The 24,481-nt window shown below is 63.0% G+C and carries 22 protein-coding genes; 12 read left to right on the forward strand and 10 right to left on the reverse strand.

Annotated features, from left to right (window positions below):
* Positions 1-19 precede the first annotated feature (19 nt).
* Both IEV82_RS01625 and IEV82_RS01630 read right to left on the reverse strand, forming a co-directional pair.
* Positions 20-1,768, reverse strand: a complete 1,749-nt coding sequence (locus IEV82_RS01625; RefSeq protein WP_188480202.1) for a heparinase II/III family protein — start codon at positions 1,766-1,768, stop codon at positions 20-22.
* 85 nt (positions 1,769-1,853) lie between these two features.
* On the reverse strand, positions 1,854-3,134 hold the full coding sequence (locus tag IEV82_RS01630; protein WP_229747631.1) for an RsmB/NOP family class I SAM-dependent RNA methyltransferase: 1,281 nt from the start codon (positions 3,132-3,134) through the stop codon (positions 1,854-1,856).
* 80 nt (positions 3,135-3,214) lie between these two features.
* On the opposite strand from IEV82_RS01630, the gene IEV82_RS01635 reads away from it, so the two are divergent.
* Positions 3,215-3,397, forward strand: a complete 183-nt coding sequence (locus tag IEV82_RS01635; RefSeq protein WP_188480204.1) for a DUF1674 domain-containing protein — start codon at positions 3,215-3,217, stop codon at positions 3,395-3,397.
* 3 nt (positions 3,398-3,400) lie between these two features.
* Here the strand turns inward: IEV82_RS01635 and IEV82_RS01640 are convergent, their stop codons facing one another.
* Positions 3,401-3,760: a dihydrodipicolinate reductase gene (locus IEV82_RS01640; protein WP_188480205.1), complete on the reverse strand. Its 360-nt coding sequence runs from the start codon at positions 3,758-3,760 to the stop codon at positions 3,401-3,403.
* A gap of 84 nt (positions 3,761-3,844) precedes the next feature.
* Positions 3,845-4,663, reverse strand: a complete 819-nt coding sequence (gene dapB / locus IEV82_RS01645; protein WP_188480206.1) for a 4-hydroxy-tetrahydrodipicolinate reductase — start codon at positions 4,661-4,663, stop codon at positions 3,845-3,847.
* 85 nt (positions 4,664-4,748) lie between these two features.
* On the opposite strand from dapB, the gene rbfA reads away from it, so the two are divergent.
* From rbfA to IEV82_RS01665, 4 genes are all read left to right on the forward strand, one after another.
* Positions 4,749-5,144 (forward strand): 30S ribosome-binding factor RbfA, encoded by a 396-nt coding sequence (gene rbfA, locus IEV82_RS01650; RefSeq protein WP_188480207.1) that lies wholly within the window; start codon positions 4,749-4,751, stop codon positions 5,142-5,144.
* Entirely contained in the window at positions 5,128-5,883 is a 756-nt protein-coding gene (locus IEV82_RS01655; RefSeq protein ID WP_373285156.1) for a phosphodiester glycosidase family protein, read from the forward strand. The genes rbfA and IEV82_RS01655 overlap by 17 nt, the downstream gene beginning before the upstream one ends.
* Before the next feature lie 66 nt (positions 5,884-5,949).
* Positions 5,950-7,296, forward strand: coding sequence for a TldD/PmbA family protein (locus IEV82_RS01660; RefSeq protein WP_188480209.1), 1,347 nt, complete (start codon positions 5,950-5,952; stop codon positions 7,294-7,296).
* A complete protein-coding gene (locus tag IEV82_RS01665; RefSeq protein ID WP_188480210.1) occupies positions 7,283-8,065 on the forward strand; it encodes a 3'(2'),5'-bisphosphate nucleotidase CysQ in 783 nt (260 codons plus the stop codon). The genes IEV82_RS01660 and IEV82_RS01665 overlap by 14 nt, the downstream gene beginning before the upstream one ends.
* 214 nt (positions 8,066-8,279) lie before the next feature.
* On the opposite strand, the gene IEV82_RS01670 is transcribed toward IEV82_RS01665, so the two are convergent.
* Both IEV82_RS01670 and IEV82_RS01675 read right to left on the reverse strand, forming a co-directional pair.
* The gene (locus IEV82_RS01670) at positions 8,280-8,984 is read right to left on the reverse strand and encodes a winged helix-turn-helix domain-containing protein (RefSeq protein WP_188480211.1); all 705 of its coding nucleotides are present in this window, start codon (positions 8,982-8,984) and stop codon (positions 8,280-8,282) included.
* Complete coding sequence (locus IEV82_RS01675; RefSeq protein ID WP_188480212.1) at positions 8,956-9,240, reverse strand: hypothetical protein; 285 nt, start codon at positions 9,238-9,240, stop codon at positions 8,956-8,958. The genes IEV82_RS01670 and IEV82_RS01675 overlap by 29 nt, the downstream gene beginning before the upstream one ends.
* A 182-nt stretch (positions 9,241-9,422) precedes the next feature.
* Between IEV82_RS01675 and IEV82_RS01680 the strand changes: the two genes are divergently transcribed.
* The 7 genes from IEV82_RS01680 (at position 9,423) to infB (ending at position 21,608) form a co-directional block, all read left to right on the forward strand.
* On the forward strand, positions 9,423-9,923 hold the full coding sequence (locus tag IEV82_RS01680; protein ID WP_188480213.1) for a hypothetical protein: 501 nt from the start codon (positions 9,423-9,425) through the stop codon (positions 9,921-9,923).
* 192 nt (positions 9,924-10,115) lie between these two features.
* On the forward strand, positions 10,116-11,906 hold the full coding sequence (locus IEV82_RS01685) for an autotransporter assembly complex protein TamA (RefSeq protein ID WP_188480214.1): 1,791 nt from the start codon (positions 10,116-10,118) through the stop codon (positions 11,904-11,906).
* 1 nt (position 11,907) lies between these two features.
* On the forward strand, positions 11,908-15,990 hold the full coding sequence (locus tag IEV82_RS01690; protein WP_188480215.1) for a translocation/assembly module TamB domain-containing protein: 4,083 nt from the start codon (positions 11,908-11,910) through the stop codon (positions 15,988-15,990).
* A 179-nt stretch (positions 15,991-16,169) separates the two neighbouring features.
* Positions 16,170-16,754, forward strand: coding sequence for a ribosome maturation factor RimP (gene rimP, locus IEV82_RS01695; RefSeq protein WP_188480216.1), 585 nt, complete (start codon positions 16,170-16,172; stop codon positions 16,752-16,754).
* A 5-nt stretch (positions 16,755-16,759) separates the two neighbouring features.
* Complete coding sequence (nusA, locus tag IEV82_RS01700) at positions 16,760-18,448, forward strand: transcription termination factor NusA (RefSeq protein ID WP_188480217.1); 1,689 nt, start codon at positions 16,760-16,762, stop codon at positions 18,446-18,448.
* A 29-nt stretch (positions 18,449-18,477) separates the two neighbouring features.
* Entirely contained in the window at positions 18,478-19,125 is a 648-nt protein-coding gene (locus IEV82_RS01705; RefSeq protein ID WP_188480218.1) for an RNA-binding protein, read from the forward strand.
* Positions 19,122-21,608 (forward strand): translation initiation factor IF-2, encoded by a 2,487-nt coding sequence (infB, locus tag IEV82_RS01710; protein WP_188480219.1) that lies wholly within the window; start codon positions 19,122-19,124, stop codon positions 21,606-21,608. Before IEV82_RS01705 ends, infB begins: the two co-directional genes overlap by 4 nt.
* Before the next feature lie 72 nt (positions 21,609-21,680).
* Here the strand turns inward: infB and IEV82_RS01715 are convergent, their stop codons facing one another.
* The 4 genes from IEV82_RS01715 to IEV82_RS01730 are packed head-to-tail and all read right to left on the reverse strand — an operon-like array spanning position 21,681 to position 24,408.
* Positions 21,681-21,899 carry a hypothetical protein gene (locus IEV82_RS01715; protein WP_188480818.1) on the reverse strand — a complete coding sequence of 73 codons (219 nt, stop codon included), beginning with the start codon at positions 21,897-21,899 and terminating at the stop codon, positions 21,681-21,683.
* 24 nt (positions 21,900-21,923) lie between these two features.
* On the reverse strand, positions 21,924-22,322 hold the full coding sequence (mutT, locus tag IEV82_RS01720; RefSeq protein WP_188480220.1) for an 8-oxo-dGTP diphosphatase MutT: 399 nt from the start codon (positions 22,320-22,322) through the stop codon (positions 21,924-21,926).
* A gap of 1 nt (position 22,323) precedes the next feature.
* Positions 22,324-23,553, reverse strand: a complete 1,230-nt coding sequence (argJ, locus tag IEV82_RS01725) for a bifunctional glutamate N-acetyltransferase/amino-acid acetyltransferase ArgJ (RefSeq protein ID WP_188480221.1) — start codon at positions 23,551-23,553, stop codon at positions 22,324-22,326.
* Positions 23,554-23,556: 3 nt separating this feature from the next.
* Positions 23,557-24,408: a peptidylprolyl isomerase gene (locus tag IEV82_RS01730; protein WP_188480222.1), complete on the reverse strand. Its 852-nt coding sequence runs from the start codon at positions 24,406-24,408 to the stop codon at positions 23,557-23,559.
* Between the last annotated feature and the right edge of the window lie 73 nt (positions 24,409-24,481).

Raw genomic sequence — 24,481 nt, forward strand, 5'->3', positions numbered from 1 at the left:
CAACTGGGGATCCCGATATTCAGTTCAGCAACGTCGCATCGTCCTGAACAAGATCGCGCACCGCGATTGCGGTTTCCTGCGCCTTGGCCAACGACCAGCGAACGCGGGTCGCATACTCCATTGCGCGGGCAGATAAAACGATCTGTTTCGTCGCGCGTGGCCGAAGCCGGCCTTTTTCAAGGTAAACCGACGGCTCCAGCGCAAGGTCACACGGACCATCAAAGCGGAAGACCCAGATTTCTCCGCTCCGCAACGCCATGCTGACAGCCGTGCCGTTCATGTCGATGGCGGTGTCGACCTCCGGGTGCAGGTGAAAGCGGATTTCGAACGGGACGCCGGCAAGTCGGCTGTCCTCGATTTTCTGATCAAACCGCGCCTTGGCAGGAGCATTCAAAGCGATCAGAAGGTCCTCTCCGACCACACCACGCCCGTCAAAGGTCATTTCCAGAATGCGGGCATGGGTTAGGCCATGTGTTCCGACATAGCCGTCATGCCCGCCTTCAAACCGCACGCCGTCCATGGCGCGGGACATTTCGACGGGGACGTTCCTGGGAATGTCATCCAGCAATTCGCGTTTGATCGGACCCATCTGGGATGTTTTTCCAAGCCGTGAACTGGAAAACCCGTCAAGGCACAGCGTCGAATGTGACGGCGTCGCCCGCCCGGCGCGGCGCCAGTCCTCGCCAAAGGTCGCGCCCGATCCGCAATTGACGATCAGCGGACGCCGCCCCGAGGTCAGCTCAAGCGCCAGCGTCGAGGCATGGGCATTGAAACTCGCCGGCCCGCCCGGCGGTGCGGCCGCGTCGATCACCATTGTGGTACGTCCGGCAGACAGCCGGGCATATCCCATGGCCAGCCCCTTGGCCGGCTGCACCTTGGTGTTCGCAGACGCCAGCACCGTGTCCAACCGCCCTTCCACGCCGCGCCCGCCCCCGTGAAACCGCGCCAGCCCACCATCGGCATGACGCAGCGCCCGCAAGGTCGGCACGATCCGTGCAATCGCCTGAAGATGCGCCGGATCAGGCGTCCGCGCGGTTTCCTCGAGCGCATCGCGCGCCCAGATCAAAAGCGTGCACACCTCGAGCAATTCCTCGGGGTTGCGCGTCGGGATGCCGCCTGCCTCGTTGATCTGACGCGCGCATTCCTGCCCAAGTGCCCTGATCGCGGGATCGGCCTGCGACTCCATTCCCTGCAGCGACAACCCCGCCGAGATGAGCCCGGTCAGCGCCTCGAAGCGGGGCAGACCGGGGGGTGAACTGTGCCAGCGGCGGTTCAGGAAAATCGTCTGCTGGGCAATCGAGCGAAAAAAGGCGCGCGAGTCTTCCGACGAACAGCCCCCCAGCAGGAAAAACGCGTGATGCAGCCACCGGATGACCCGCCGTCCTGCCAGTTCAGGCGTCCAGCCAGGACCAGATCCGTTGCCGTAGCGTTTGATCCATGCGAACAGCCAGCGCTGCGCGGTCTTGCGGGTGGCCGCATCACCGACACTGGCCATGTCGTCCAGCCAGACAAACCCGTGGATTTCATCAAGAAACACGTCGTCCGGTGGCGTGATGTCCCACAAGATCGCGTCAGGCGCTTCGACCAGGTGCCCGGCGAACAGCAGATTGCCTGCCGTCAATTGACGCCCGCGCGCATAGGATCCGACGGTTCTCGGTTCAGGCTGTCCAACAAAGGCGGTTGCGGGCTTGGCACGCGCTGACAGTCGTGCGTGAACACGGTTCAAAATCCGGGTCTGCGCCCGCTTTGCGGCGTCCAGTCGGAACATCAGCTCGGCCTCTATCTTGCGTTTTCGCAAGCATTCTTATCGTGCCGTTATAACCTTCAGAGAGCGCCAAGTCACGGTTCAAATGTCATTCCGGCGCCGGATCGGCCTTGCGCTGCAACACGGCCATATAAAACCCGTCCATCCCGCCGCTGTCGGCCCAGTAGTCTGGCCGCAGCCGCACGCCGCCTTCGGGGCTGATCCAGTCGGGATCAAGGCCCGGCGCAACTGGCTTTTGCACTTCAACAGCGTCGGTCTGCGACAGCAGCCACTTGATCTGGTCCTCACCTTCCTCGCGCAGCAGGCTGCAGGTGCAATAGACCAGGGTTCCGTGCGGTTTGAGGTGCTGAACCGCACGGGTCAGCATCGCGCGCTGAAGGTTCACAAGGTCGTCAATTCCGGTCTGTGACTTGATGTAAGGCAGATCGGGATGCCGCCGGATCGTGCCCGTAGCCGAACAGGGCGCATCCAGCAGGACGGCATCGAAGAGACCGTCATCATAGGTCAGCGCATCCGCCACCACGGTTGCCGCTGGCAGCCCGGTGCGGGTCAGGTTCTCCGTCAGGCGCACCATGCGCGCCTCTGAGATATCGAGCGCGGTGACATCCGCACCCTTTGCCGCAAGCTGCATCGTCTTGCCGCCGGGGGCAGCGCAGATGTCGAGCACGCGCTTGCCCGCCACATCGCCCAAAAGCTGCACCGGCAGCGCTGCTGCGGCGTCCTGTACCCACCAATCGCCGGTCTCGAACCCCGGCAGCGCCGAAAGCTGCCCGCGCGCGGACAGACGCACGGAACCGGTCGGCAGAAGCGTGCCCTCCAGCTTTTCCGCCCAGCCTGCGGCATCGGATTTGACCGAAAGATCAACCGGTGGCGGAACGGCATGAGCGCGTTCGATCTGCGCCACGACAGGTTTGCTCCAGGCCTTTGCAAGCTTGGGACGCAGCCATTTCGGCAAAAGGGTGTCGGGCGCGTCGGCCCATGCCTCGGGTTCCTGCTCGGTCACACGGCGCAGCACGGCGTTGACCAGACCCTTCATCGGTGCGGTCTTCTTGTTCCGGCCCGCAAGTTTCACCGCCTCGTTCACCACGCCATGCGCAGCACCACCCGTGTTCAACTCGACCGTCGCCATGCGAAGCAGGTTCATCACGCGCAAGGGCGGTTGGCGTTGCAGATGCGGCGTCAGCAAATGATCGGCGCGACCAAGATACCGCAGGGTTTCGGTGATGAGCCGTTGCGCCGTGGCGCGTTCGGCGGGTGTCAGGTCCTGCCAGACGGGATCGCTGGTGATCTCCGACAGCATGCGGCCTTCGCCGATGATCTGGCTGAGACCGTCCAGCGCGACAAGTCGGGGTGATGCGGGTGCGGGCAAAAGGCACTCCTGATTGCGGGCCGGGGTTGTCCCGGACCGGCAGGCACGTATATCAGAAGGGAACGATATGGAAGACCGCGATGAGTTCCGAGACATCAAAAGACCTGCCACCCGCCGCCCTACGTGCCCTGGCCGAAGCCGAGGAACGCCGCAAGAAGGCTGCAGCCGAAAAGCCGCTTCCGAAAGAACTGGGCGGACGCGACGGGCCTGAGCCCGTCCGCTACGGCGATTGGGAAAAGGGCGGTCTGGCGATCGACTTCTGAGCGTCAGCGCAACCGGAAATCGGCCACGTCCCCTGCGCCCTGATCTGCGATGAAGCGAACATCGGCACCATCGGCCAGAACGGCTTGGCAATTGTACCCAAGATCGTCGCCGCCCCAGTTCAGGTCACGGCAGAAATAACCGTTTTGCCAATCCCATGACCCGGTGATGTCCCACGTCGCTCCGCGCCCGGTGATCTTGCCATCGACAGTGACGTTCAACCGCACCAGAGGGCGAGACAAGGTCTTGCCCTGAACCAGCGATACGAATTCGGATTTGTTCTCGACCCGCTTCAACTCTGCCGCAGCAACATGCGGCAAAAGCAGGGTAGCGGTGGCAAAAAGTGCTGAAATGCGCTTGAACATGGGAACCTCCGAACAAATGGCTTTATTTGGCATACGTTTGGAATGCTGGATCGGATCAAGTTGTTCCCGGGCAATGCGATGCGATCAGCCGTCGGATAGGCCCAGAACATCCAGCATGTCATATTCGCCCGGTGCCTTGTCCTGTCCCCAAAGTGCAGCCTTGAGTGCACCTCGGGCAAAAAGCGCACGGTCGCTGGCGATATGGCGCAGGATGATGCGTTCGCCTTCAGCGGCGAACAGCACGTCATGTTCACCGACGATATCGCCACCGCGAATGGCGCTGAAGCCGATGTCGCCCCGTGTGCGGGCACCGGTCAGGCCATCACGCCCCCGGTCCGAAACGTCGCGCAGATCGACGCCGCGCCCTTCGGCAGCCGCTTCGCCCAGCATCAGGGCAGTGCCAGAGGGCGCGTCCACCTTCTTGTTGTGGTGATATTCGATCACCTCGATGTCGTAATCGGCATCCAGCGCCGCCGCGACCTTGCGGGTCAGCACGGTCAGCAGGTTGACCCCGAGACTCATGTTGCCTGCACGCACCACAACGGCATGGCGGGCCGCAGCCTTGATCTTGGTCAGGTCATCGTCAGACAGTCCGGTGGTGCCGATCACATGTACGGCGCGCGCCTGTGCCGCCAATTCGGCAAAGGCCACGGTCGCAGCAGGAGCGGTAAAGTCTATCACCGCCTGCGCGCGGGCAAAGCAATCCAGCGGATCATCGGCCACGATCACACCGTTGGACGCGCCACCCATCGCGGTGCCGACATCCTTGCCCACCCAGTCATGGCCGTCGCGCTCGACCGCACCGGCAAGATACATCCTTGGGTGTTTGGCAATCTCGGTCACCAGCATCTGCCCCATCCGCCCGGACACTCCGGTGACGACGACCCCGATCTCTTCGCTCATGACTTTACTCCACCCGTGGATTTTCGCCTGCATAGCGGCTGGCCACTGGCTTGGCAAAGCCCGCCAGACCGCTTATGTGCCGGATATGGCAAAAAACCGATCCCAAAGCTTTGACGGACCCAGCCAGCGACAGCTGCGCGTGGGTGAATTGGTCCGCCGGACGCTGTCCGATGTGCTGGCGCGTGGAGATGTTCACGATCCTGACCTGAACCGCTACTCCATCACCGTGGGCGAAGTGCGCGTGTCACCCGATCTGCGGATGGCCACCGCCTTCGTCGTGCCGCTGGGCGGCAAGGGGCAGGAGGATGTCCTCGATTTGCTCAACCGCAATCGGGGCGAACTGCGCCGCCTCGTTGCCAAGAACATGACCCTGAAGTTCTCGCCGGACCTGCGGTTCAAGCTGGACGACACGTTCGACCGCATGGACGACACCCGCCGCATGTTCGAGCAGGACGATGTGCGCCGTGATATCGAAGACTAGAACCGCGCTGACCGCGTTGGGGCTGGTTATCTCCGGCACCGCGGCACAGTCAGAAGTGACCTGCACCGAACGCAGTTTCGACGGGCTGGCCTATACCGCCTGCGAGGTCGATCCGCGCACCGATGTGCTGCGATTGTTCCTTGATGCGCCCTCGGGCGAGAAATTCGGACAGTTCTCCTCGATAGACAACACCTTGCAAGACGAAAACAAAGTTCTGGCCTTCGCAATGAACGCGGGCATGTATCACGACGACCGCGCACCGGTGGGCCTCTACATAGAAGACGGCCAAGAGATCATGCGTGTGATCCCCAATGCCGGGCCGGGCAATTTCGGACTGCTGCCCAATGGCGTCTTCTGCATCCGTGAAAACCGCGCCGATGTGATCGAAACGCTGACCTATGCCGCCACGCCGCCCGAGTGCCGCCATGCGACTCAATCCGGGCCAATGCTGGTGATCGACGGTGATTTGCACCCAAGGTTCCTTGCCGACAGCACGTCGCGCTATGTCCGCAACGGGGTCGGCACGTCAGAAGACGGTTCGCGCGTGGTGTTTGTCATTTCCGATCAAGCGGTTACGTTCCACGAATTCGGGCGCATCTTTCGCGATGATCTGGGGCTGCCACAGGCGTTGTTCTTTGATGGCAGCGTGTCGCGCCTGCATGTGCCGCAGCTGGGCCGCTCGGATTTCGGGCGGTGGATGGGGCCGATCGTGGGTGTGGTCGAACCGCTTGATCGCTAGCAGGGTTGCGGTGGTGCACGCACCGCTCTACCTGTCAGCGGCACGTATCCTGGCACCGGAGGCCCCATGACAGACACGCTTGATGACCTGACGCACCGCCTTTTGCAGCGTGCCAGGGACGCCGGGGCCGATGCTGCGGATGTGCTGGCGGTGCGGGGCAATTCGATCTCGATCGACGTGCGCAATGGCACTCTGGAACAGGCCGAACGGTCCGAAGCCACGGACATCGGCTTGCGCGTCTTTGTCGGGCAACGGGTCGCGAACGTATCGTCCTCGGATGTGCGGGCAGACAGCCTTGCGATCATGGCAGAGCGTGCGGTCGCGATGGCGCGCGAGGCACCGGAAGACCCTTACGTGGGATTGGCCGATCCGGATCAGCTGACCGAGAACCGGGCGTCGGACTGGCTCGAGCTTTACGACCCGACGCCAGAGCCGACGCCTGCGGAACTGGAGCAGGATGCGCGTGACGCTGAAAGCGCGGCCTTGGAGGTTGCGGGGATCACCCAGGTCTCGGCCTCCTCGGCCGGGTATGGGTCGCAAGAGATCCATCTTGCTGCAAGCAATGGATTTTCCGGGGGATATCAACGCTCTTCACGGTCCGTGTCCTGCGTGGCGATTGCCGGAACAGGCACCGGGATGGAGCGCGATTACGATGGCGACCAACGGATTTTCCAAGCGGATCTGCGCACGGCTCAGGACATCGGGCGCACTGCCGGGGAACGCACGCTGGAGCGGATGAACCCGCGCAAGCCCAAGACGGGTGCCTATCCGGTGCTGTTCGATGAGCGGATTTCTTCGTCGCTGATCGGGCATTTGCTGATGGCGATCAATGGCGCCGCGATTGCGCGGCGGTCATCCTGGGCATTGGACCTTCTGGGAAAACAGGTTCTGCCTCAAGGGCTTAGCCTGACCGAAGACCCACACCGCCCGCGCGTTGGCGGCTCGCGCCCCTTTGATGCCGAAGGGTTGGCGACGCAGAAACGGGACATCGTCAGAGATGGCGTGCTGACGGGCTGGACGCTGGATCTGGCCACCGCGCGCAAGCTGGGGCTTGATCCAACCGGCGGTGCATCGCGGGGGACAACCGGCGGGCCGTCGCCCAGCGTGTCAAATGTTGCCCTTTCTCAAGGGGCTACAGACCGCGCAGGACTGATCGCTGACATGGGAACGGGTCTGGTCGTGACCTCGATGATCGGATCGACCATCAACCCGAACAATGGCGATTATTCGCGGGGCGCTGCGGGGTTCTGGGTTGAGAACGGCCAGGTGGCCTACCCGGTCAGTGGCGTGACGATTGCGGGTAACCTCATTGAAATGCTCAAGAAAATCACGCCAGCCAATGATGCGCGCCCGTGGCTGAGCCGGGTGGTGCCGTCGCTGCTGGTGGAAGGGCTGACGCTTGCCGGAGAGTGATCTTGACCTTCTGATCGACGCGGCACGAAACGCGGGCGAGATTGCCCGGTTTCACAAGGCCAAGGGATTGGAAATTCAGCATAAACCCGATGATGCCGGACCGGTGACGCAAGCCGATTTGGCGGTGGACCGGGCCTTGCACGAGACCTTGAGGGCGGCGCGCCCGGATTATGGCTGGCTCAGCGAAGAGACCCGCGACACGCCGGATCGGCTCGACCGCGATCGGGTGTTCATCATTGATCCGATCGACGGGACCCGCAGTTTCATTGCCGGGGAAACGACCTGGGCGCATTCGCTGTCGATTGCCGAAAACGGGGTTGTCGTGCAGGGCGTCGTTTACCTTCCGGAAATGGATTTGCTCTATTCCGCTGACAGGACGCAGGGTGCGTTCTGCAACGGAGAACGGCTAAGTGTTTCTGATATCAGTGATATTCATGCTGCCCGCGTTCTGGCCACCAAGCCGAACATGGACCAGATCCACTGGCGCGATGACGTGCCGCAATTCGCCCGGTCGCATCGTCCCTCGCTGGCCTATCGCCTGTGCCTGGTGGCACAAGGGCGCTATGATGCGATGTTGACGTTCCGGCCAAGCTGGGAATGGGACATCGCGGCGGGTGCGCTGATCCTGTCCGAAGCAGGTGCGACGGTGACGGACCGGCATGGCGATCCGCTGCGGTTCAACAATCAACTGCCGCAGACGGCAGGTGTTGTCGGTGCGGGCGCAGGATTGCACGGCGAAATCACGGATCGGCTGGTTTACACGGGCTGAAATCCGCGTTTTGTACGGTTGGCGGGAGTGTCTTGTACGGTTCAGTATGGGTAAAATCCGGTGGAACCGCAACATGCAGTGGTTCTGACCCTCTCGCCGGGTGCGCGTGCGTGCGGACTAGATCAACCGTCCGGTTCGTACGGCGCTATCGTACGGAAACGCATTCGGGATGGAACGTCAGCCGGGGTAACTTCACCCCACCGGACACGAGGCGTCAAAGCACCTCGATCACCGATTTGTCGATGGCCAGCATGTAGCCGCGGCGGGCGATGTTCTTGATCAGCAGTTCGCTGACCAACTGGTTGCCCAAGCCGTCGCGCAGACGCTTGATGCGGGTGGCACCGGCGGCCTCGTCGCAATCGGATTCCGAGCGGCCCGAGATGATCGCTTCGATCTGGGCACCGGACAGCAATTCGTCGTCGAGACGCGCCTCGGCGAGGATCGAGATGGTTTCGATCATCGCTTCGGTCAGCTTGAATCCCATCGTGTTGAGGTAGACGGTGTTTTCCTCGCGGCTGACGATCAGGGAATTGACCTGGATGCCCGAGCGTTCGATCTGCGCCATGCGGCGGTTCAGAAGGACCAGCATCACGAGGAACACCAGCGCCGCGATCAGCATCGCGGTGGCGAAGACCAGCAGCACGAAGATGGTGGTCCGGTACCCGGCGAGCGTGTCGGAAAAGGCGGTGCCCGATTGCGCGAGGATCTCGAGCAGCTTGACCTCGGCCTGCGAGGTCAGGTTGTCGTTCTCCATGAAGATCCTTTCGACCCGCGCGTTGAACGCGTTGGCATCGGGCAGGGTCAGGACAAGGAACACGCCCGCCAGAACCAGCAACGCGACGATCCCGCTGATGCCGAGGACCACGAGGCGGGTTGCGGACCGGCGCGTGTCAGTAACGGAGGAAGTTGGGTCCGGCACTGTCTTTCCTTTCGGCTAGCCCTGTTTCGTCGAAGACCGAAACCACATTGAGCAATGTCCAGCCCGACTGTGCAAGCCGGCTTTGCAGCTGCTGTTGCGCCGAGGCAGGTGTGCAGGGGTCTGAAATCTCGGCCACACCATAGTGCAGACGGAGCGGTGCATCCTGTTTCGCCTTGTAATCCGCATAACACGCGGCCTGTGCGGCGGCGGGTAGGCAGAGCGCGGCGAGGAGCAGAAAGGGAAGCGCGTGTTTCATGTAGCCACCCTGCGGCCAAGCCCCGCGAAATTCAATATCGGCGATGCGGTTATCCGATAGCGCAGCGGCGATATTGCCTGACCCCGCAGCCCGGTTCGAGATGGTGTCACAGGCAGCTGGCCAGACCGCCCTGCCCCCGACTGCGCCACAAGGCTTAACCGAAAGGGAAAGGAACCCGAACCATGTCACGCACATTCATCGCAGCCGTTCTGGCCGTATCCACCACCATTGCCGCCTTTTCGGCCATGCCCGCCCGCGCGGCGTCTGAAGAAGACATCGCAAAGCTTCTGGCGGGGGCCGCGACGGTCTTCATCATCGGCAAGGCGATCCAGAATTCCCGCGACAGGGATCGCCCGGACAAGGAGGTGCGGCATTACACGCCCGACGACAGGTTCGGGTATGTCACGAAGCCGGTTCCGACCTATGAACGGCCAATCCCCAAGGTGGTGCCGCGCGAGGGACGGCCACGCCACGGTGACGTTCTGCCCGCCGACTGCGTGCGTCGGATCGAGGGCGGCCGGGTGGAGCGGGTTGTCATGAGCCGCTGTCTCGAGCGCAGCAATATCAGCACGCGGTCATTGCCCAAGGCCTGCCGCATGATCGTGCAGACCCGGCGCGGGGAAGCGAAAGCCTATGCCCTGCCCTGCCTGCGGCATCGCGGATATACACTGGCGCGCCACTGACGCGCCGGACTTGCGGGGGCTTTGGTCCTTTGTCCCTGCACCTGGCACGCATGGTGACCCCACGCCATGCGTGCTTTTTGAGATTCACGGCTATCTTATTTGAAAAGTGATGCAGACACGGCGGAACCCGTTTGCACCGAGAGTCATTGCGCTGTTAGGCTGGAATCGGCAAAAACACGAGGTTTAGAGTATATGAACCGTCTGACACGCACGATCTTGTGCGCGGCCTTGATGGGCGTTCCAGGGATCGGAGCGGCTCAAAACCTGGACCTCAACGTGTCAGGCGGCAGCGACGACTTGCGGAGCGAGTTGAAAGACGCGATGTCGCTCTATGCGCTGGCCGATGCCGAGGAGACGACGCCGCAGGCGCTGATCGCCGCGGCGCAGGCCGATTACGAGCGTATCGTGGCCGCACTTTATGGCGGCGGGCGGTTTTCTCCGGTGGTGTCGATCAAGGTCGATGGGCGCGAGGCGGCGGAGATTTCGCCGTTCGAGGCGCCCGCGTCGATCAACACGATCCTGATCGAGGTCGATCCCGGCCCGAGGTTCCAGTTCGGTCGCGCCGAGATCGCGCCGCTGGCCGAAGGAACCGAGATCCCGCCAGAGTTCCAGACCGGTGAACGCGCAGGCACGGCCCCGATCCGAAACGCGGTGACGGCCGGGGTCACGGGGTGGCGCAATGTCGGCAATGCCAAGGCACGGCTGGCCGAACAGGAGATCATCGCGGATCACCCCGAGCGTGCGCTGAACGTCCGGTTGCGCCTTGAGCCGGGGCCGCGGTTGCGGTTTGGCGAGATTGGCGTTTCAGGCAATGATCGCGTGCGCCGGACGCGCATTCGCGAGATTGCCGGGCTGCCACAGGGCGAGGTGTTCGATCCGCAGGAGATCGCGGATGCCGAACGGCGGTTGCGCCAGACCGGCGTGTTCGGGTCGGTTGCGGTGTCGGAGGCCGAGACGCCCAATGCCGATGGAACGCTGGACCTCGATGTGCAGGTGGCAGAGCAGAAGCCGCGCCGCTTTGGCTTTGGCGCGGAAGTCTCGACGCAGGAGGGCGGCAAGCTGAGCGCGTTCTGGCTACATCGCAACCTGTTCCAGGGTGCGGAGCGGTTGCGGGTCGAGGGCGAGGTGTCCGGGATCGGCACCGATTCCGACGAGATGGATTATGCGCTGCGGCTGACCTACGGAAGGCCTGCGACCTTTACACCGGATACGGATTTTTTCCTGACCGCCGGGATCGAGCGGCTGAACGAGCCGGGGTTCACCAGCAATCAGGCGAATATCGCCGCAGGGCTGACACAGCGGTTTTCCGATCAGCTGACCGGGAGTTTCGGGCTGGGATACCGGTATATCGACACCGAAGACGCGTTTGGCGCGCGCGAGTTCCAACTGCTCACCGCGGAATTTGGCGCAATTTATGACACGCGCAACAACACGCTGAACCCCACGGGCGGCTATTACCTGTCCGCGACGGGCACGCCGTTCCTTGGTCTTGACGACACCGAAAGCGGGCTGCGGTTCACGTCGGATGCGCGGGGCTATGTCGGGCTTGGCGCAGAGGACAGGTTCGTGCTCGCGGGGCGTGCGCAGATCGGGTCGGTCTGGGGGCCGAGCCTTGGCGAGACGGTGCCCGATTACCTGTTCTATTCCGGCGGTGGCGGATCGGTGCGCGGTGTGCCCTATCAATCGCTGGGCGTGACGCTGCCCAATGGCGACTTTACCGGCGGGCAGAGTTTTGCCGGGGTGTCTGCCGAATTGCGCGCCACGGTGCGGGACAATATCGGGCTGGTCGGGTTCTACGATGCGGGCATGATCACCGAGGACAGCGGCTTTGGCGGTGACCGCGACTGGCACGCGGGCGCGGGCTTCGGGCTGCGCTACAATACCGGGATCGGACCCATTCGGGTCGATATCGCCACCCCGGTGACCGGCGATGATGCCGGCCGGAATTATGAAATCTACATCGGCATTGGCCAGGCTTTCTGATATGCGCTTTATCGCGACCCTTCTTGTCTTTCTGTTCTGGCCGCTGGTCGGCTTTGCACAGGACCGCGACGAAGACCCCGGCTATCTGGCCGGGCTGTTGCAGGATGCCCTGTCCGGCGCGGGCCGCGATGTGCGGATCCGGGGATTTCAAGGCGCGTTGTCGAGCCAGGCGTCGATCGAGCTGATCGCGATTTCGGACGATGCGGGCGAATGGTTCCGGGCGGAAAACGTGGTGCTGGACTGGAACCGCGCGGCGCTGTTGCGTGGCGTGGTCGATGTGACCGCGTTCACAGCAGAGCGGGTTGTCGTGGCGCGCGCTCCCGATGCGGGGCCGGAGGTGCCGAGCGCGGAGGCGACGCCGTTCACCATTCCCGAGCTGCCGGTGTCGATCCGGATCGATGAGATCGCGGTGCAATCGGTGCAGCTCGGCGCGCCGTTGCTGGGCGAAGAGGCCGAGTTTTCCGTCACCGGGGCTGCATCGCTGGAGAGCGGCGGCGCGGATATCCAGTTCAATCTTGAGCGCATCGACGGTCAGGAGGCGCAAATTGCGCTGGCGGCCAGCTATGACCCGTCCTCGCGTCAATTGGCGGTCGATCTGGACGCGCAGGAGGCCGAGGGCGGGCTGGCGGCGAGACTGCTGGGCATTCCCGGCGCGCCATCGGTGGCGTTGACCGTTCAGGGCGAAGGCCCGGTGGATGATTTCACCGCAGAGATCGCGCTGGCGACAGATGGCACGCCGCGCATCACCGGGACGGTGGACATCCTTGCCCCCGAAGGAACCAGCGGTTTCGACGTGCGGGTTGATATCGCGGGCGATCCGTCGCCGCTTTTGACATCCGAGGCGCGGGAGTTTTTCGGCACCGATATTGGCTTGCAGGCGCGGGTTGTGCGCGATGCAAACGGCCGGACGGAACTGCCGCAATTTTCGTTGACCGCGAACACCCTGTCGCTGAGCGGGAGTGCGGTGGTGTCCGAGACCGGCTGGCTGGAGGCCTTGAACGCCGAGGGGGAGATCGTGAACCCCGAGGGCGGTCCGGTCGTGCTGCCTTTCGGGGGCGGTGACACGCGGGTCGATACTCTTACCTTCGATGCGGCGCTGAACGGGGATCTGACATTCGATGCCCGGCTTCAAGGGCTGGACAGCCCCGCGGCCACGCTCGAGACCGTGACGATCACCGGACGCGGGCAGATCGACCAGCAAAGTTTTGCGCAGCAGGACGGGCAGTTCGAACTGGACCTGACATGGGCGGCCGACGCGCTGGCGTTGACCGATCCGGCCTTGGCCGAGGCGGTGGGCACCGCGTTGTCGGGCGCGGCGCGGGTCGATTACCGGAGCGGGCAGCCGATCCGGGTGACCGGGCTTGAGGCGAATGGCGCGGATTACGGGCTGAGCGGCGACGCGACATGGACCGCCGAGGACACCATGCCTCTGGCGGTGAACCTGCGGTTTTTGGCCGAGGACATCACGCGGTTTTCGGCGCTGGCGGGGCGCCCGCTGGACGGTCGCGTTGACGTGCAGGTCGACGGCATGGTGGCCCCGGTTTCGGGCATGATCGACCTTGTTGTCGATGGTACGACGCTTGATCTGGCGGTGGAACAGGACGTGGCGGACCGGCTCTTGGCGGGCGTCGGGTCGGCACGGATCGATGTGCGGCGCGACGAGACGGGAACGACGCTCCGGTCGGCGCGGGTGGTGACCCCGGCTGCAAATATGGAAGCGTCGGGGACGATCACGAGCGAGGATACGTCACTGCAGTTCGAGGGTGTTCTGAGCGAGTTGGAGCGGGTCTATCCCGGTGAAGCCGAGGGCGCGGCAAGGCTGAACGGGTCGGTGGCGCTGTCGGGCACGACGCTGCGCACTCTCGACCTGACGGCGGATGTATCGAACGGCGATGAGCCCGTGCGCCTGCCTTTCGGTGGTGGGATGACGCTGGACACCGGGACGGTGGAGGTGACGGCGACCGGTGGGCCGAGCGGCGCGTGGCAGGCGGATGTAACGGTGCGCGAGCTTGATGCGCCGCAGGGATCGGCCACGACGCTGGCCTTGTCGGGCAATGGTGACATCGCGCAATCTGACAGCGGTGGGCTTGTGTCGGTGGGCGGCGATCTGCGCGTGGCGGCATCGGCGCTGCGGCTGAGCGATGCGCGGGTGACGCAGGCGGTGGGCACCAACCCGACTGCGACGGCCTCTTTCGACTGGGTGCAGGAGAATGAACGGCTGACGGTGCAGTCGCTGCGGCTCGAGACCGGGGCGATCGACGTGACCGGATCCGCGATGGTGACCGAAACGCTGAGCGCACCGGATGCGCGGTTCGCGCTGTCGCTGGTGGCCGAGAGCCTTGCGCCGCTGTCGGGACTGGCCGGGCAGACCCTGCGCGGGCGGGCGACGATCGATGTGACCGGCACCTACGAGGACGGTGGCGACTTCGACGTGACCGCGCGTGGCCAGGGAGCCGGTCTGGGAATCGGCAACGCGACGGTGGACCGGCTTCTGGCCGGGGTGACGCGGTTCGAGGTCGGTGCGTCCGGGCAGGATGGTGCGCTGGCGCGGGTGTCGGCGGATGTGCAGAATCCCGAGATCAGCGCGCAGGTCACTGGGCCGCTGAGCAATCTTCAGATCGACGCCCGGCTGGCGAATGTCGGGCTGATCGCGCCGGATTTCCAGGGCGCGCTTGTGGTGGATGGCACCGTGGGACAACAGGCGGATGGCTATGCCGTGGATGTCGATGTGCAGGGACCGGGCGGCACGACGCTTGCCGTGGACGGACGGGTCGCCAATGGCGGCACCGCCAATCTGAGCATCGACGGGGCCGCGCCCCTGGGGCTGGCCAACGTGTTCATCGCGCCGCGTCGGTTGAACGGGCAAGCCGCTTTGGATCTGCGGGTGTCGGGTCCGCTGGCGCTGTCGAGTGTGTCGGGGACGATCACGCCGCAGGGTGCGGAGTTCAGCGCGCCGACGCTTGGGATCGTTCTGTCGCCGATCACCGGGCAGATCCAGCTGGTGAACGGCGCCGCGCAGCTTGGGCTGTCGGCGCAGGGCAATCACGGCGGATCGGTGGATGTGAACGGGCGGTTGGGTCTGAGCACCTTCGATGCCGCGCTGACCGCGACGTTGAACCGGTTCGGTGTGCGTGACCCCGACCTGTATGACGCGAGTGTCGATGGCACCGTGGCCCTGAACGGGCCGATCGGGCGCGACCTGCTGGTGAGCGGTGATCTGCGGTTGAACGAGACCGAGATTCAGGTGCCGTCCACGGGCGTGACCGCGCTGGGGACCATTCCGCCGATCGAGCACCTCGGGGCAACGCGTCCGGTGATGCGGACGCTGGACCGTGCGGGGATCAAAGACCCGCAGGATACCACCGTCGAGGAGGCGCGCGGGCCGTCGAGCACGCGGCTCGACCTGACACTGACCGCGCCGGGACAGGTGTTCGTGCGTGGTCGCGGGCTTGATGCGGAACTGGCGGGGCAATTGCGGCTGACCGGGCCGACTTCGGACATCATTCCGCAGGGCGGGTTCGAACTGGTGCGCGGGCGGCTGGATGTCCTGAACCAGCGGTTCAGGTTGAGCGAGGGGCGCATCCAGTTGAGCGGGAGTTTCACTCCGGTGCTGCGCTTCGTGGCGGTGACCGAGGCGAACGCGCTTACAGTGCGGGTCATCCTGGAAGGGCCGGCGTCGTCCCCAGAGATTTCTTTCTCATCAAGCCCGCAGCTGCCGGAAGACGAGGTTCTGGCGCAGCTGTTGTTCGGGCGCGACCTGTCGAGCCTGTCCGCGCTGCAGGCGCTGGAACTGGCAAGCGCAGTGGCGGCATTGGCGGGACGCAGCGGAATCGGGCTTTTGTCCAATCTCCGGGACAGCTTCGGGCTGGACGATCTGGACGTTTCCCAGACCGAAGACGGCGGCACTGCGGTGCGGGCGGGCAAGTACATCTCGGAGAATGTCTATTCCGACGTGGTGGTCGAAAGCGGTGGACGGGCCGAGATCAACCTGAACCTTGACGTGACATCGGACATCACCGCGAGGGGCAGCGTCGACAATACCGGCAATTCGTCGCTCGGGATTTTCTTTGAACGGGATTACTGAGGCGGGGTCGCTGCGGCGGGCTTTGCCTCGGTCCAAGGGCGGTTTACGAAAGTCCTTGCAGACTCGGGACGCGCTGCCTATATGCACGTCAACAGCGGCGTGTTGGCTACGGTCGGCACCCACCGAATTCTTCAACGGGCCGCGCGCCCGTTTTTTTGTGTCTGGAGATCTACACGACAATGTCTGACCTGATCGCAAAAGCCGCGATGGACCGACGTTTGGCCGAGATCGTTACCCCTGTCATCGAGGACATGGGGTTCGAGTTGGTGCGCATTCGTTTGATGAGCGGCAAGCTGGCCACGTTGCAGATCATGGCCGAACGTCCCGAAGGCGGGATCGAGGTTGATGAATGTGCGGCAATCAGCACCGCCGTGAGTGCGACGCTGGATGTCGAGGACCCGATCCTCGATACCTATACGCTGGAAGTGTCGTCGCCGGGGATCGACCGGCCGCTGACGCGGCTCAAGGATTTCGAAACCTTCGAAGGCTACGAGGCGAAAATCGAAACCTCCGAACTGATCGACGGGCGCAAGCGCTTCAAGGGCGTGCTGGCCGGGGTCGAGGGGGACGAAGTTCTGATCAATATCGAGGAAGGTGGGGAGGACGTCACCACGATAGGGCTCAAGTTCGAGTGGCTGACCGATGCCAAGCTTATCCTGACCGACGAGCTGATCCGAGAAATGCTGAAGGCGCGAAAGGCCCAAGGCTTTGACGAGACACCCTTTGACGACGTGATTGAGGCCGAAGGGCCCGAAGAGGAGTAAACCGAATGGCAATCACCTCCGCCAACCAGTTGGAACTGTTGCAGACCGCCGAAGCGGTGGCGCGCGAAAAGATGATCGACCCCGGTCTGGTTGTCGAAGCGATGGAAGAGAGTCTCGCCCGGGCCGCCAAGAGCCGGTATGGCAGCGAGATGGACATTCGCGTGTCGATTGACCGCAAGACCGGCCGCGCGCGATTCACCCGCGTCCGCACCGTGGTCGAGGATGAAGACCTGGAGAACTACCAGTCGGAGTTCACACCCGAGAGCGCGAAGCCCTATTTCATGGCCCCCAAGCCCGCGCAGAACGCGGTCTGGATGCGCGATGGCCAGCCGCTCACCGAATTCGCAGGCGCGGCACAGGTCGGTGACACGTTCGTCGAAGAAGTGCCGCCGGTGGAAATGGGCCGGATCGCGGCGCAATCTGCCAAGCAGGTGATCCTGCAGAAGGTGCGCGAAGCCGAGCGCGACCGTCAGTTCGAGGAATTCAAGGATCGTGCGGGCACCATCATCAACGGTGTCGTCAAGCGCGAGGAATACGGCAACGTCATCGTCGATGTGGGCCGGGGCGAGGGCATCCTGCGCCGCAACGAGAAGATCGGGCGCGAGAGCTATCGCAATGGCGACCGTATCCGCTGCTACATCAAGGATGTGCGCCGCGAGACGCGTGGTCCGCAGATCTTCCTGAGCCGTACCGCGCCCGAATTCATGGCCGAGCTGTTCAAGATGGAAGTGCCGGAGATCTATGACGGCATCATCGAGATCAAGGCGGTTGCCCGTGATCCGGGGTCGCGCGCCAAGATCGCGGTGATTTCCTATGACAGTTCCATCGACCCCGTCGGTGCCTGCGTCGGTATGCGCGGCAGCCGGGTTCAGGCCGTGGTGAACGAGCTTCAGGGCGAGAAGATCGACATCATCCCGTGGAACGAGGACGTGCCGACCTTCCTTGTGAACGCGTTGCAGCCTGCCGAAGTGAGCAAGGTGGTTCTGGACGAAGACGCAGAGCGGATCGAGGTTGTGGTGCCGGACGAGCAGCTGTCGCTGGCGATCGGTCGTCGCGGCCAGAACGTGCGTCTGGCGTCGCAGCTCACCGGGCTTGATATCGACATCATGACCGAGGAAGAGGAATCGCGGCGGCGTCAGAAGGAATTCGAAGAGCGGACGCAGCTGTTCATGGATACGCTGGATCTGGACGAGTTCTTTGCACAGCTTCTGGTGTCCGAAGGGTTCACCACGCTGGAAGAGGTCGCTTATGTCGAATTGGACGAGCTTCTGGTGATCGACGGTGTGGATGAGGGCACTGCCGAGGAGCTTCAGACCCGTGCCCGCGAGAACCTCGAGGCGCAGGCCAAGAAGGCGCTTGAGACTGCCCGCGACCTGGGGGCCGAGGATAGCCTGATCAACTTCGAAGGCCTGACGCCGCAGATGATCGAGGTGCTGGCCAAGGACGGCATCAAGACGCTTGAGGATTTTGCCACATGCGCGGATTGGGAACTGGCCGGTGGCTGGACGACCCAGAACGGCGAGCGGCACAAGGATGAAGGTCTGCTCGAGCCGTTCGACATGTCGCTCGAAGAGGCACAGACCCTTGTGATGACTGCACGGGTTCTTCTGGGCTGGGTCGATCCGACCGAGCTTGATGAAGACGAGGAAGACGACGGCGACGAGATCGACACCGTCGAGGACGCGCAGGCCTGACCTGCATTGACCAAGGGATAACGACAGACGTGACACGTGGTGGCCAAGACAAGGATCGGGACAGCGGACCGGAACGCAAATGCATTGCGACCGGAGAGGTGCGCCCGAAAGCCGAACTGATCCGTTTCGTCGTCGGACCTGAAGACCAACTGGTGCCCGACCTGGTGGAAAAGCTGCCGGGTCGGGGAATCTGGGTGACCGCAACGCGCGCGGCCCTTGAAACCGCCATCAAGAAGAACATGTTTCATCGGGCAGCAAAGACGCAGTTGCGTCTGTCCGACACCCTTGTTCATGACCTCGAGCAACAGCTTGCGCGCCGGGTGATCGATCTGGTAAGTCTGAGCCGCAGATCCGGTGCGGCCGTTTCCGGCTATGAAAAGGTCAAGGACGCTCTGTCCAAGGAAACCGCCGAAGTGTTGTTGCAGGCGGAAGACGGTTCGAGCCGTGGTAAATCAAAACTCAGTACGCCGCATTATGGCCACTACATCGGCTGGCTTACGGCAGATGAGCTTGGAATGGCCTTCGGGCGACAAACTGTGATACATGCCGCGCTTGGCGCTGGCGGACTCACGCAACGTGTTGTAGAGGAAGCCCAAAGATTGAAGGGCTTTCGCATCGGAACGTCTGATGCAAAGACAACGGCAGGGGCCGTTGGGAAGGAAAAAAGAGCTAAATGAGCGATAACGACGGCAAAAAGACTTTGGGTTTGCGCGGCGGTCCCCGGTCAGGGAACGTAAAGCAGAGCTTTAGCCACGGACGGACGAAGAACGTCGTGGTGGAGACCAAGCGCAAGCGCGTTGTGGTGCCGAAACCCGGTGCAGCCCAGACCGCCGCTGGCAGTGCAGCAACGACGGCAATGAGCATGGCCGGAACCAAGCGACCAGCTGGCATTTCCGACGCCGAGATGGAGCGCCGGCTGAAGGCATTGCAAGCGGCCAAGGCGCGCGAGTCCACAGAGGCGGCGCAGCGCGAGGCCGAGGAGAAAGCCCGCACCGAAGAGCGCGACCGGATGCGCGCCGAAAAAGAGGCCAAGGAGCGCGATCAGCGCGAGGCCGAGGAAAAGGCACGACAGAAAGCAGAAGACGAAGAGCGCAAGGCGCGCGAAGCCGCAGAAGCCGCAAAGCAGGCTGCTGCCGGTCCCGCGGAACCGCCGGTGGCCCGTCAGACCGCGCCCGGACCAAAGACGGCACCCGCCGCTGCACCGCGCAAGGTGGACCGCGAACGCGAAGACCGCGGTCGCCGCAAGGCGGACGATTCCGAGCGCCGCGCGGGCAAGCTCACGCTGAACCAGGCGCTGGGTGGCGAAGGCGGTCGTCAGAAATCCATGGCCGCGATGAAGCGCAAGCAGGAGCGTGCGCGTCAGAAGGCCATGGGCGGCAACCAGCCGCGCGAGAAGGTTGTGCGCGATGTGCAGCTTCCCGAAGCGATCACGGTGGCCGAACTGGCCAACCGGATGGCAGAGCGCGTGGGTGATGTCGTCAAGTCGTTGATGAACAGCGGCATCATGGCGACACAGAACCAGTCGATCGATGCGGATACGGCGGAGCTCATCATCGAGGAATTCGGCCACCGCGTCACACGCGTGTCCGATTCCGATGTGGAAGACGTCATCAAGGAAATCGGCGACAAGCCCGAAGACCTCAAGCCGCGTCCGCCGGTCATCACGATCATGGGCCATGTCGACCACGGCAAAACATCGCTGCTGGATGCGATCCGCGAAACCAACGTCACCTCTGGTGAAGCTGGCGGGATCACACAGCATATCGGTGCCTACCAGGTGATCACAAAGGACGGGGCGGTTCTGTCGTTCCTCGACACTCCGGGCCACGCGGCGTTCACGTCGATGCGCTCGCGCGGTGCCCAGGTGACGGATATCGTGGTTCTCGTGGTCGCTGCGGATGACGCGGTGATGCCGCAGACCATCGAAGCCATTGCGCATGCGAAAGCGGCCAAGGTGCCGATAATCGTGGCGATCAACAAGATCGACAAGCCGAGTGCGAACCCGACAAAGGTACGCACCGACCTGCTGCAGCACGAGATTGTCGTGGAGCAGATGTCCGGTGACGTGCAGGACGTGGAAGTGTCGGCGGTGACCCGTCAGGGTCTTCCCGAACTGCTCGAAGCGATTGCACTGCAGGCGGAAATCCTCGAACTCAAGGCGAACCCGGATCGGGCGGCGCAGGGTGCGGTGATCGAAGCCCAGCTGGATGTGGGTCGTGGCCCGGTGGCGACGGTTCTTGTTCAGAACGGCACGTTGCGTCAGGGTGATATCTTTGTCGTGGGCGAGCAGTACGGCAAGGTCCGTGCGCTGATCAACGACAAGGGCGAACGCATCAAGGAAGCGGGACCGTCGGTTCCTGTCGAGGTTCTGGGCCTGAACGGCACACCCGAAGCGGGTGACGTGCTGAACGTGACCGAGACCGAAGCGCAGGCGCGCGAGATCGCGGAATACCGTGCCAATGTGTCCAAGGAAAAGCGTGCGGCACTGGGTGCGGCGACGACCCTGGAACAGCTGATGATGAAGGCCAAGCAAGACGAGAACGTCTCGGAACTTCCGATCATTGTCAAAGCGGATGTGCAGGGTTCTGCCGAAGCCATCGTTCAGGCGATGGAGAAGATCGGCAACGACGAAGTGCGCGTGCGGGTTCTGCATTCCGGTGTGGGTGCGATCACCGAAACCGATATCGGCCTTGCCGAAGCGTCGGGTGCACCGGTGTTCGGGTTCAACGTGCGTGCAAACGCATCGGCGCGGAACACCGCCAACCAGAAGGGCGTCGAGATTCGCTATTACAGCGTAATCTACGATCTTGTGGATGACGTGAAAGCGGCGGCCTCGGGTCTGCTGAGCAACGAGATCAAGGAAACCTTCATCGGGTATGCCGCGATCAAGGATGTCTTCAAGGTCTCCAACGTCGGCAAGGTTGCGGGCTGTCTGGTCACCGAAGGCATTGCGCGTCGCAGCGCCGGTGTTCGTTTGCTACGCGACAACGTGGTGATCCACGAAGGCACGCTCAAGACGCTCAAGCGCTTCAAGGACGAAGTGTCCGAGGTTCAGTCGGGTCAGGAATGCGGTATGGCGTTCGAGAATTACGATGACGTTCGCGCAGGCGATGTGATCGAGATTTTCGAGCGGACCGAAGTGGTACGTGCGCTGGCCTAAGCGCGCGTCACCCCCAAAACAGAAAAGGGCAGCGTCACCGCTGCCCTTTTTCTTGTGTCGCTTTGGAAGAACTCAGGCTGTCGAAGAGACGGGCAAACCGGTGAATATGCGGCTTCCGACACGGACGCAGATACGCCCGTCGGGCAGGGTCTTTTCCAGAATTCCCTGCACAGACATGCAACTGCCGATGATGATGGTTTTCAGCATGTCAAATACTCCCCCAAGTTCTGACTGGGTAATTAATAATTGGTTGAAAAAAATTTGCCAGAAAAAAGAATGCGCATCACGCATCCTTGACGCCAAAGTCGCGCAGTTTCAGAGCCAATCGCGCAAAATCGGGATCAGGGGGACGTCTGCCGGAGGCATCGGGTAGTCCTTGAGCTGATTCGCACGGACCCATTTCAGCGCCTGATCCTCTTTCGATTCGGGGGTGCCGTTCCATTTCCGGCAGGCAAAGAGCGGCATCAGGAGATGGAACGTCTCGTAGGTGTGCGAGGCGAAGGTGAGCGGGGCAAGGCAGCTTTGCCATGTGTCGATGCCCAGTTCTTCCTGCAATTCGCGGATCAGCGCCTGTTCCGGGGTCTCGTTCGGTTCGACCTTGCCGCCGGGAAATTCCCAGAGGCCCGCCATGGATTTGCCTTCGGGCCGTTGGGCCAGAAGGATGCGCCCATCGGGGTCGATGAGCGCTACGGCCGAGACCAGAACCACCTTCATGTCAGGACCGGTAGTCGGCGTTGATCGAGATGTAGCCGTGGGTCAGATCGCAGGTCCAGACGGTGGCCGTGCCGCTGCCCATGCCCAGATCGACGGTCATGGAGATGTTTTCCTGCTGCATGATCGCCGCACCCTGCTCTTCCCGGTAGCCGGGATCGACCCAGCCGTTCGAGGCGACTTTGACATCCCCGAAGGAAATGCTGAGCGTATCGCGGTCGGCAGGCGCGCCGCTTTTGCCGATGGCCATGACGACCCGGCCCCAGTTGGGATCCTCGCCCGCGATGGCGGTTTTCACCAGCGGAGAATTGGCGATGGACATGGCGTGGGTCTTGGCATCGGCATCGTTCAACGCGCCAGTGACTGTGATTTCGACGAACTTGGTCGCACCCTCGCCGTCGCGCACCACCTGATGCGCGAGGTCCTGCATGACGTGATGCAGAGCATCGCGGAAGGCGGTGTCATCTGCGGTCACGGACACGTCGGATGCGCCTGTTGCGGCGACCAGAAGCGTGTCGGACGTGGACGTGTCGCTGTCGACAGTGATGCTGTTGAAGGTCTTTTCGTTGAGCGCGGAGACCAGCGTTTGCAGGTCGGATTGCCCGATCTTGGCATCGGTGAAGATGTAGACCAGCATGGTTGCCATGTCGGGCGCGATCATGCCGGAGCCTTTGGCGATGCCTGCGATGGTGACAGTGCCGCCCGGCAGATCGACCGTTGTGGTCGATCCTTTCGGGAAAGTGTCGGTGGTCATGATAGCCTTGGCGGCGTTGGGCAGACCTGCCTCGTCCAGACCGTCGTAGAGTTCCTGAACCTTCGCCTTGATCCGGTCATGCGGCAGGCGTTCACCGATCACGCCGGTCGAACTGGTAAAGACGCGGGTCGCAGGAAGGCCGGTGACGCGGGCGACCTCGGCGCAGATCGCCTGTACCGATTCGTCCCCGGCCCGGCCCGTGAAGGCGTTGGAATTGCCGGAATTGACAATGATCGCAGCACCTGCGTCGTCTTCGAGACGGATTTTGGACTGGCAATCCAGCACGTTGGCGGATCGCGTGGCGGATTTGGTGAAGGCACCCGCCACGCAGCTCCCTGGATCGAGAACGGCCAGCATCACGTCGGTTCGACCGGCATATTTCACGCCCGCTGCCGCCGTGGAAAAGCGCGCGCCCCGGATCACCGGCAGCGTTGGAAAGCTGGCCGGCGCGAGGGGCGAAACCGATGTGATCTTGGCCAATTCTTATTCCTCCAGGAGACCGAGATTGCTCAGGACAGAGGTATCGACCTCTTCCTTGGCTGTGCGGGTGACGTCAGCGGACGCGGTCAGTTCGTCGATCCTCTGGCTGACAGCATCCTGGCTCAATGTGGCTTCCAGCTCTTCCCGGACGGAGGCGAGTTCAGGTGCGGCCTGCACGCGCTTTTCGTTGAGCTTGATCACATGCCAGCCGAACTGGGTTTGCACCGGATCGGAAATCGCGCCGATCTCCATGCCTTCGACGGCTGTCTGGAACTCGGGCACCATCATGCCGGGACCGAACCAGCCAAGCTGTCCACCGTTCGGACCGGACGGACCGGTCGATTTCTCTTGAGCGACAGTGGCGAAATCGGCACCGCCGCGCACCTCTTCGGCGATGGCAGCCGCTTCTTCCTGAGTCGCGACGAGGATATGCGAGGCGTTGAATTCCTCGGTCGGTTCGCCTTGCAGATATGTTTCTTCGTAGAGCGCCTGCACCGCCTCGTCGGTCACGGCGTCGTCCACGATATCTTCGATCACCTGCGCGGCCATCAGGGCGCGGCGTTCGTTTTCAAGCGCAAGCTGGACGCGACGGCTTTCTTCACCGCTGTCCTGCTGGCTGAGAACGGTCTGCTGCACGATCTGATCCAGGATGCCGTCCCAGAGCACCTCATCGGGAAGCTGCTGATACTGGTCCGGCAGGGATGCGCGGATCATCAGCATGTGGCCCAGCGTGATCTCGGTGCCGTTGATCGTCGCCACCACCGAGTCGGCGCTCAGGGTGTCCTGCGCCTGAACCGGCAGCGCCAGCATCAGGGCGAGCGCGCTTGCCGACAATTTCGTGATGAGATTCGTCATGTTTGTTCCTTCCAGAGCCGCCCGCACAAGGGGGGCGACATTGACAGTGTATTGCCCTGACCTTACATCGCCT

The sequence above is a fragment of the Marivita lacus genome (assembly GCF_014637725.1).
Lineage (GTDB): Bacteria > Pseudomonadota > Alphaproteobacteria > Rhodobacterales > Rhodobacteraceae > Marivita > Marivita lacus.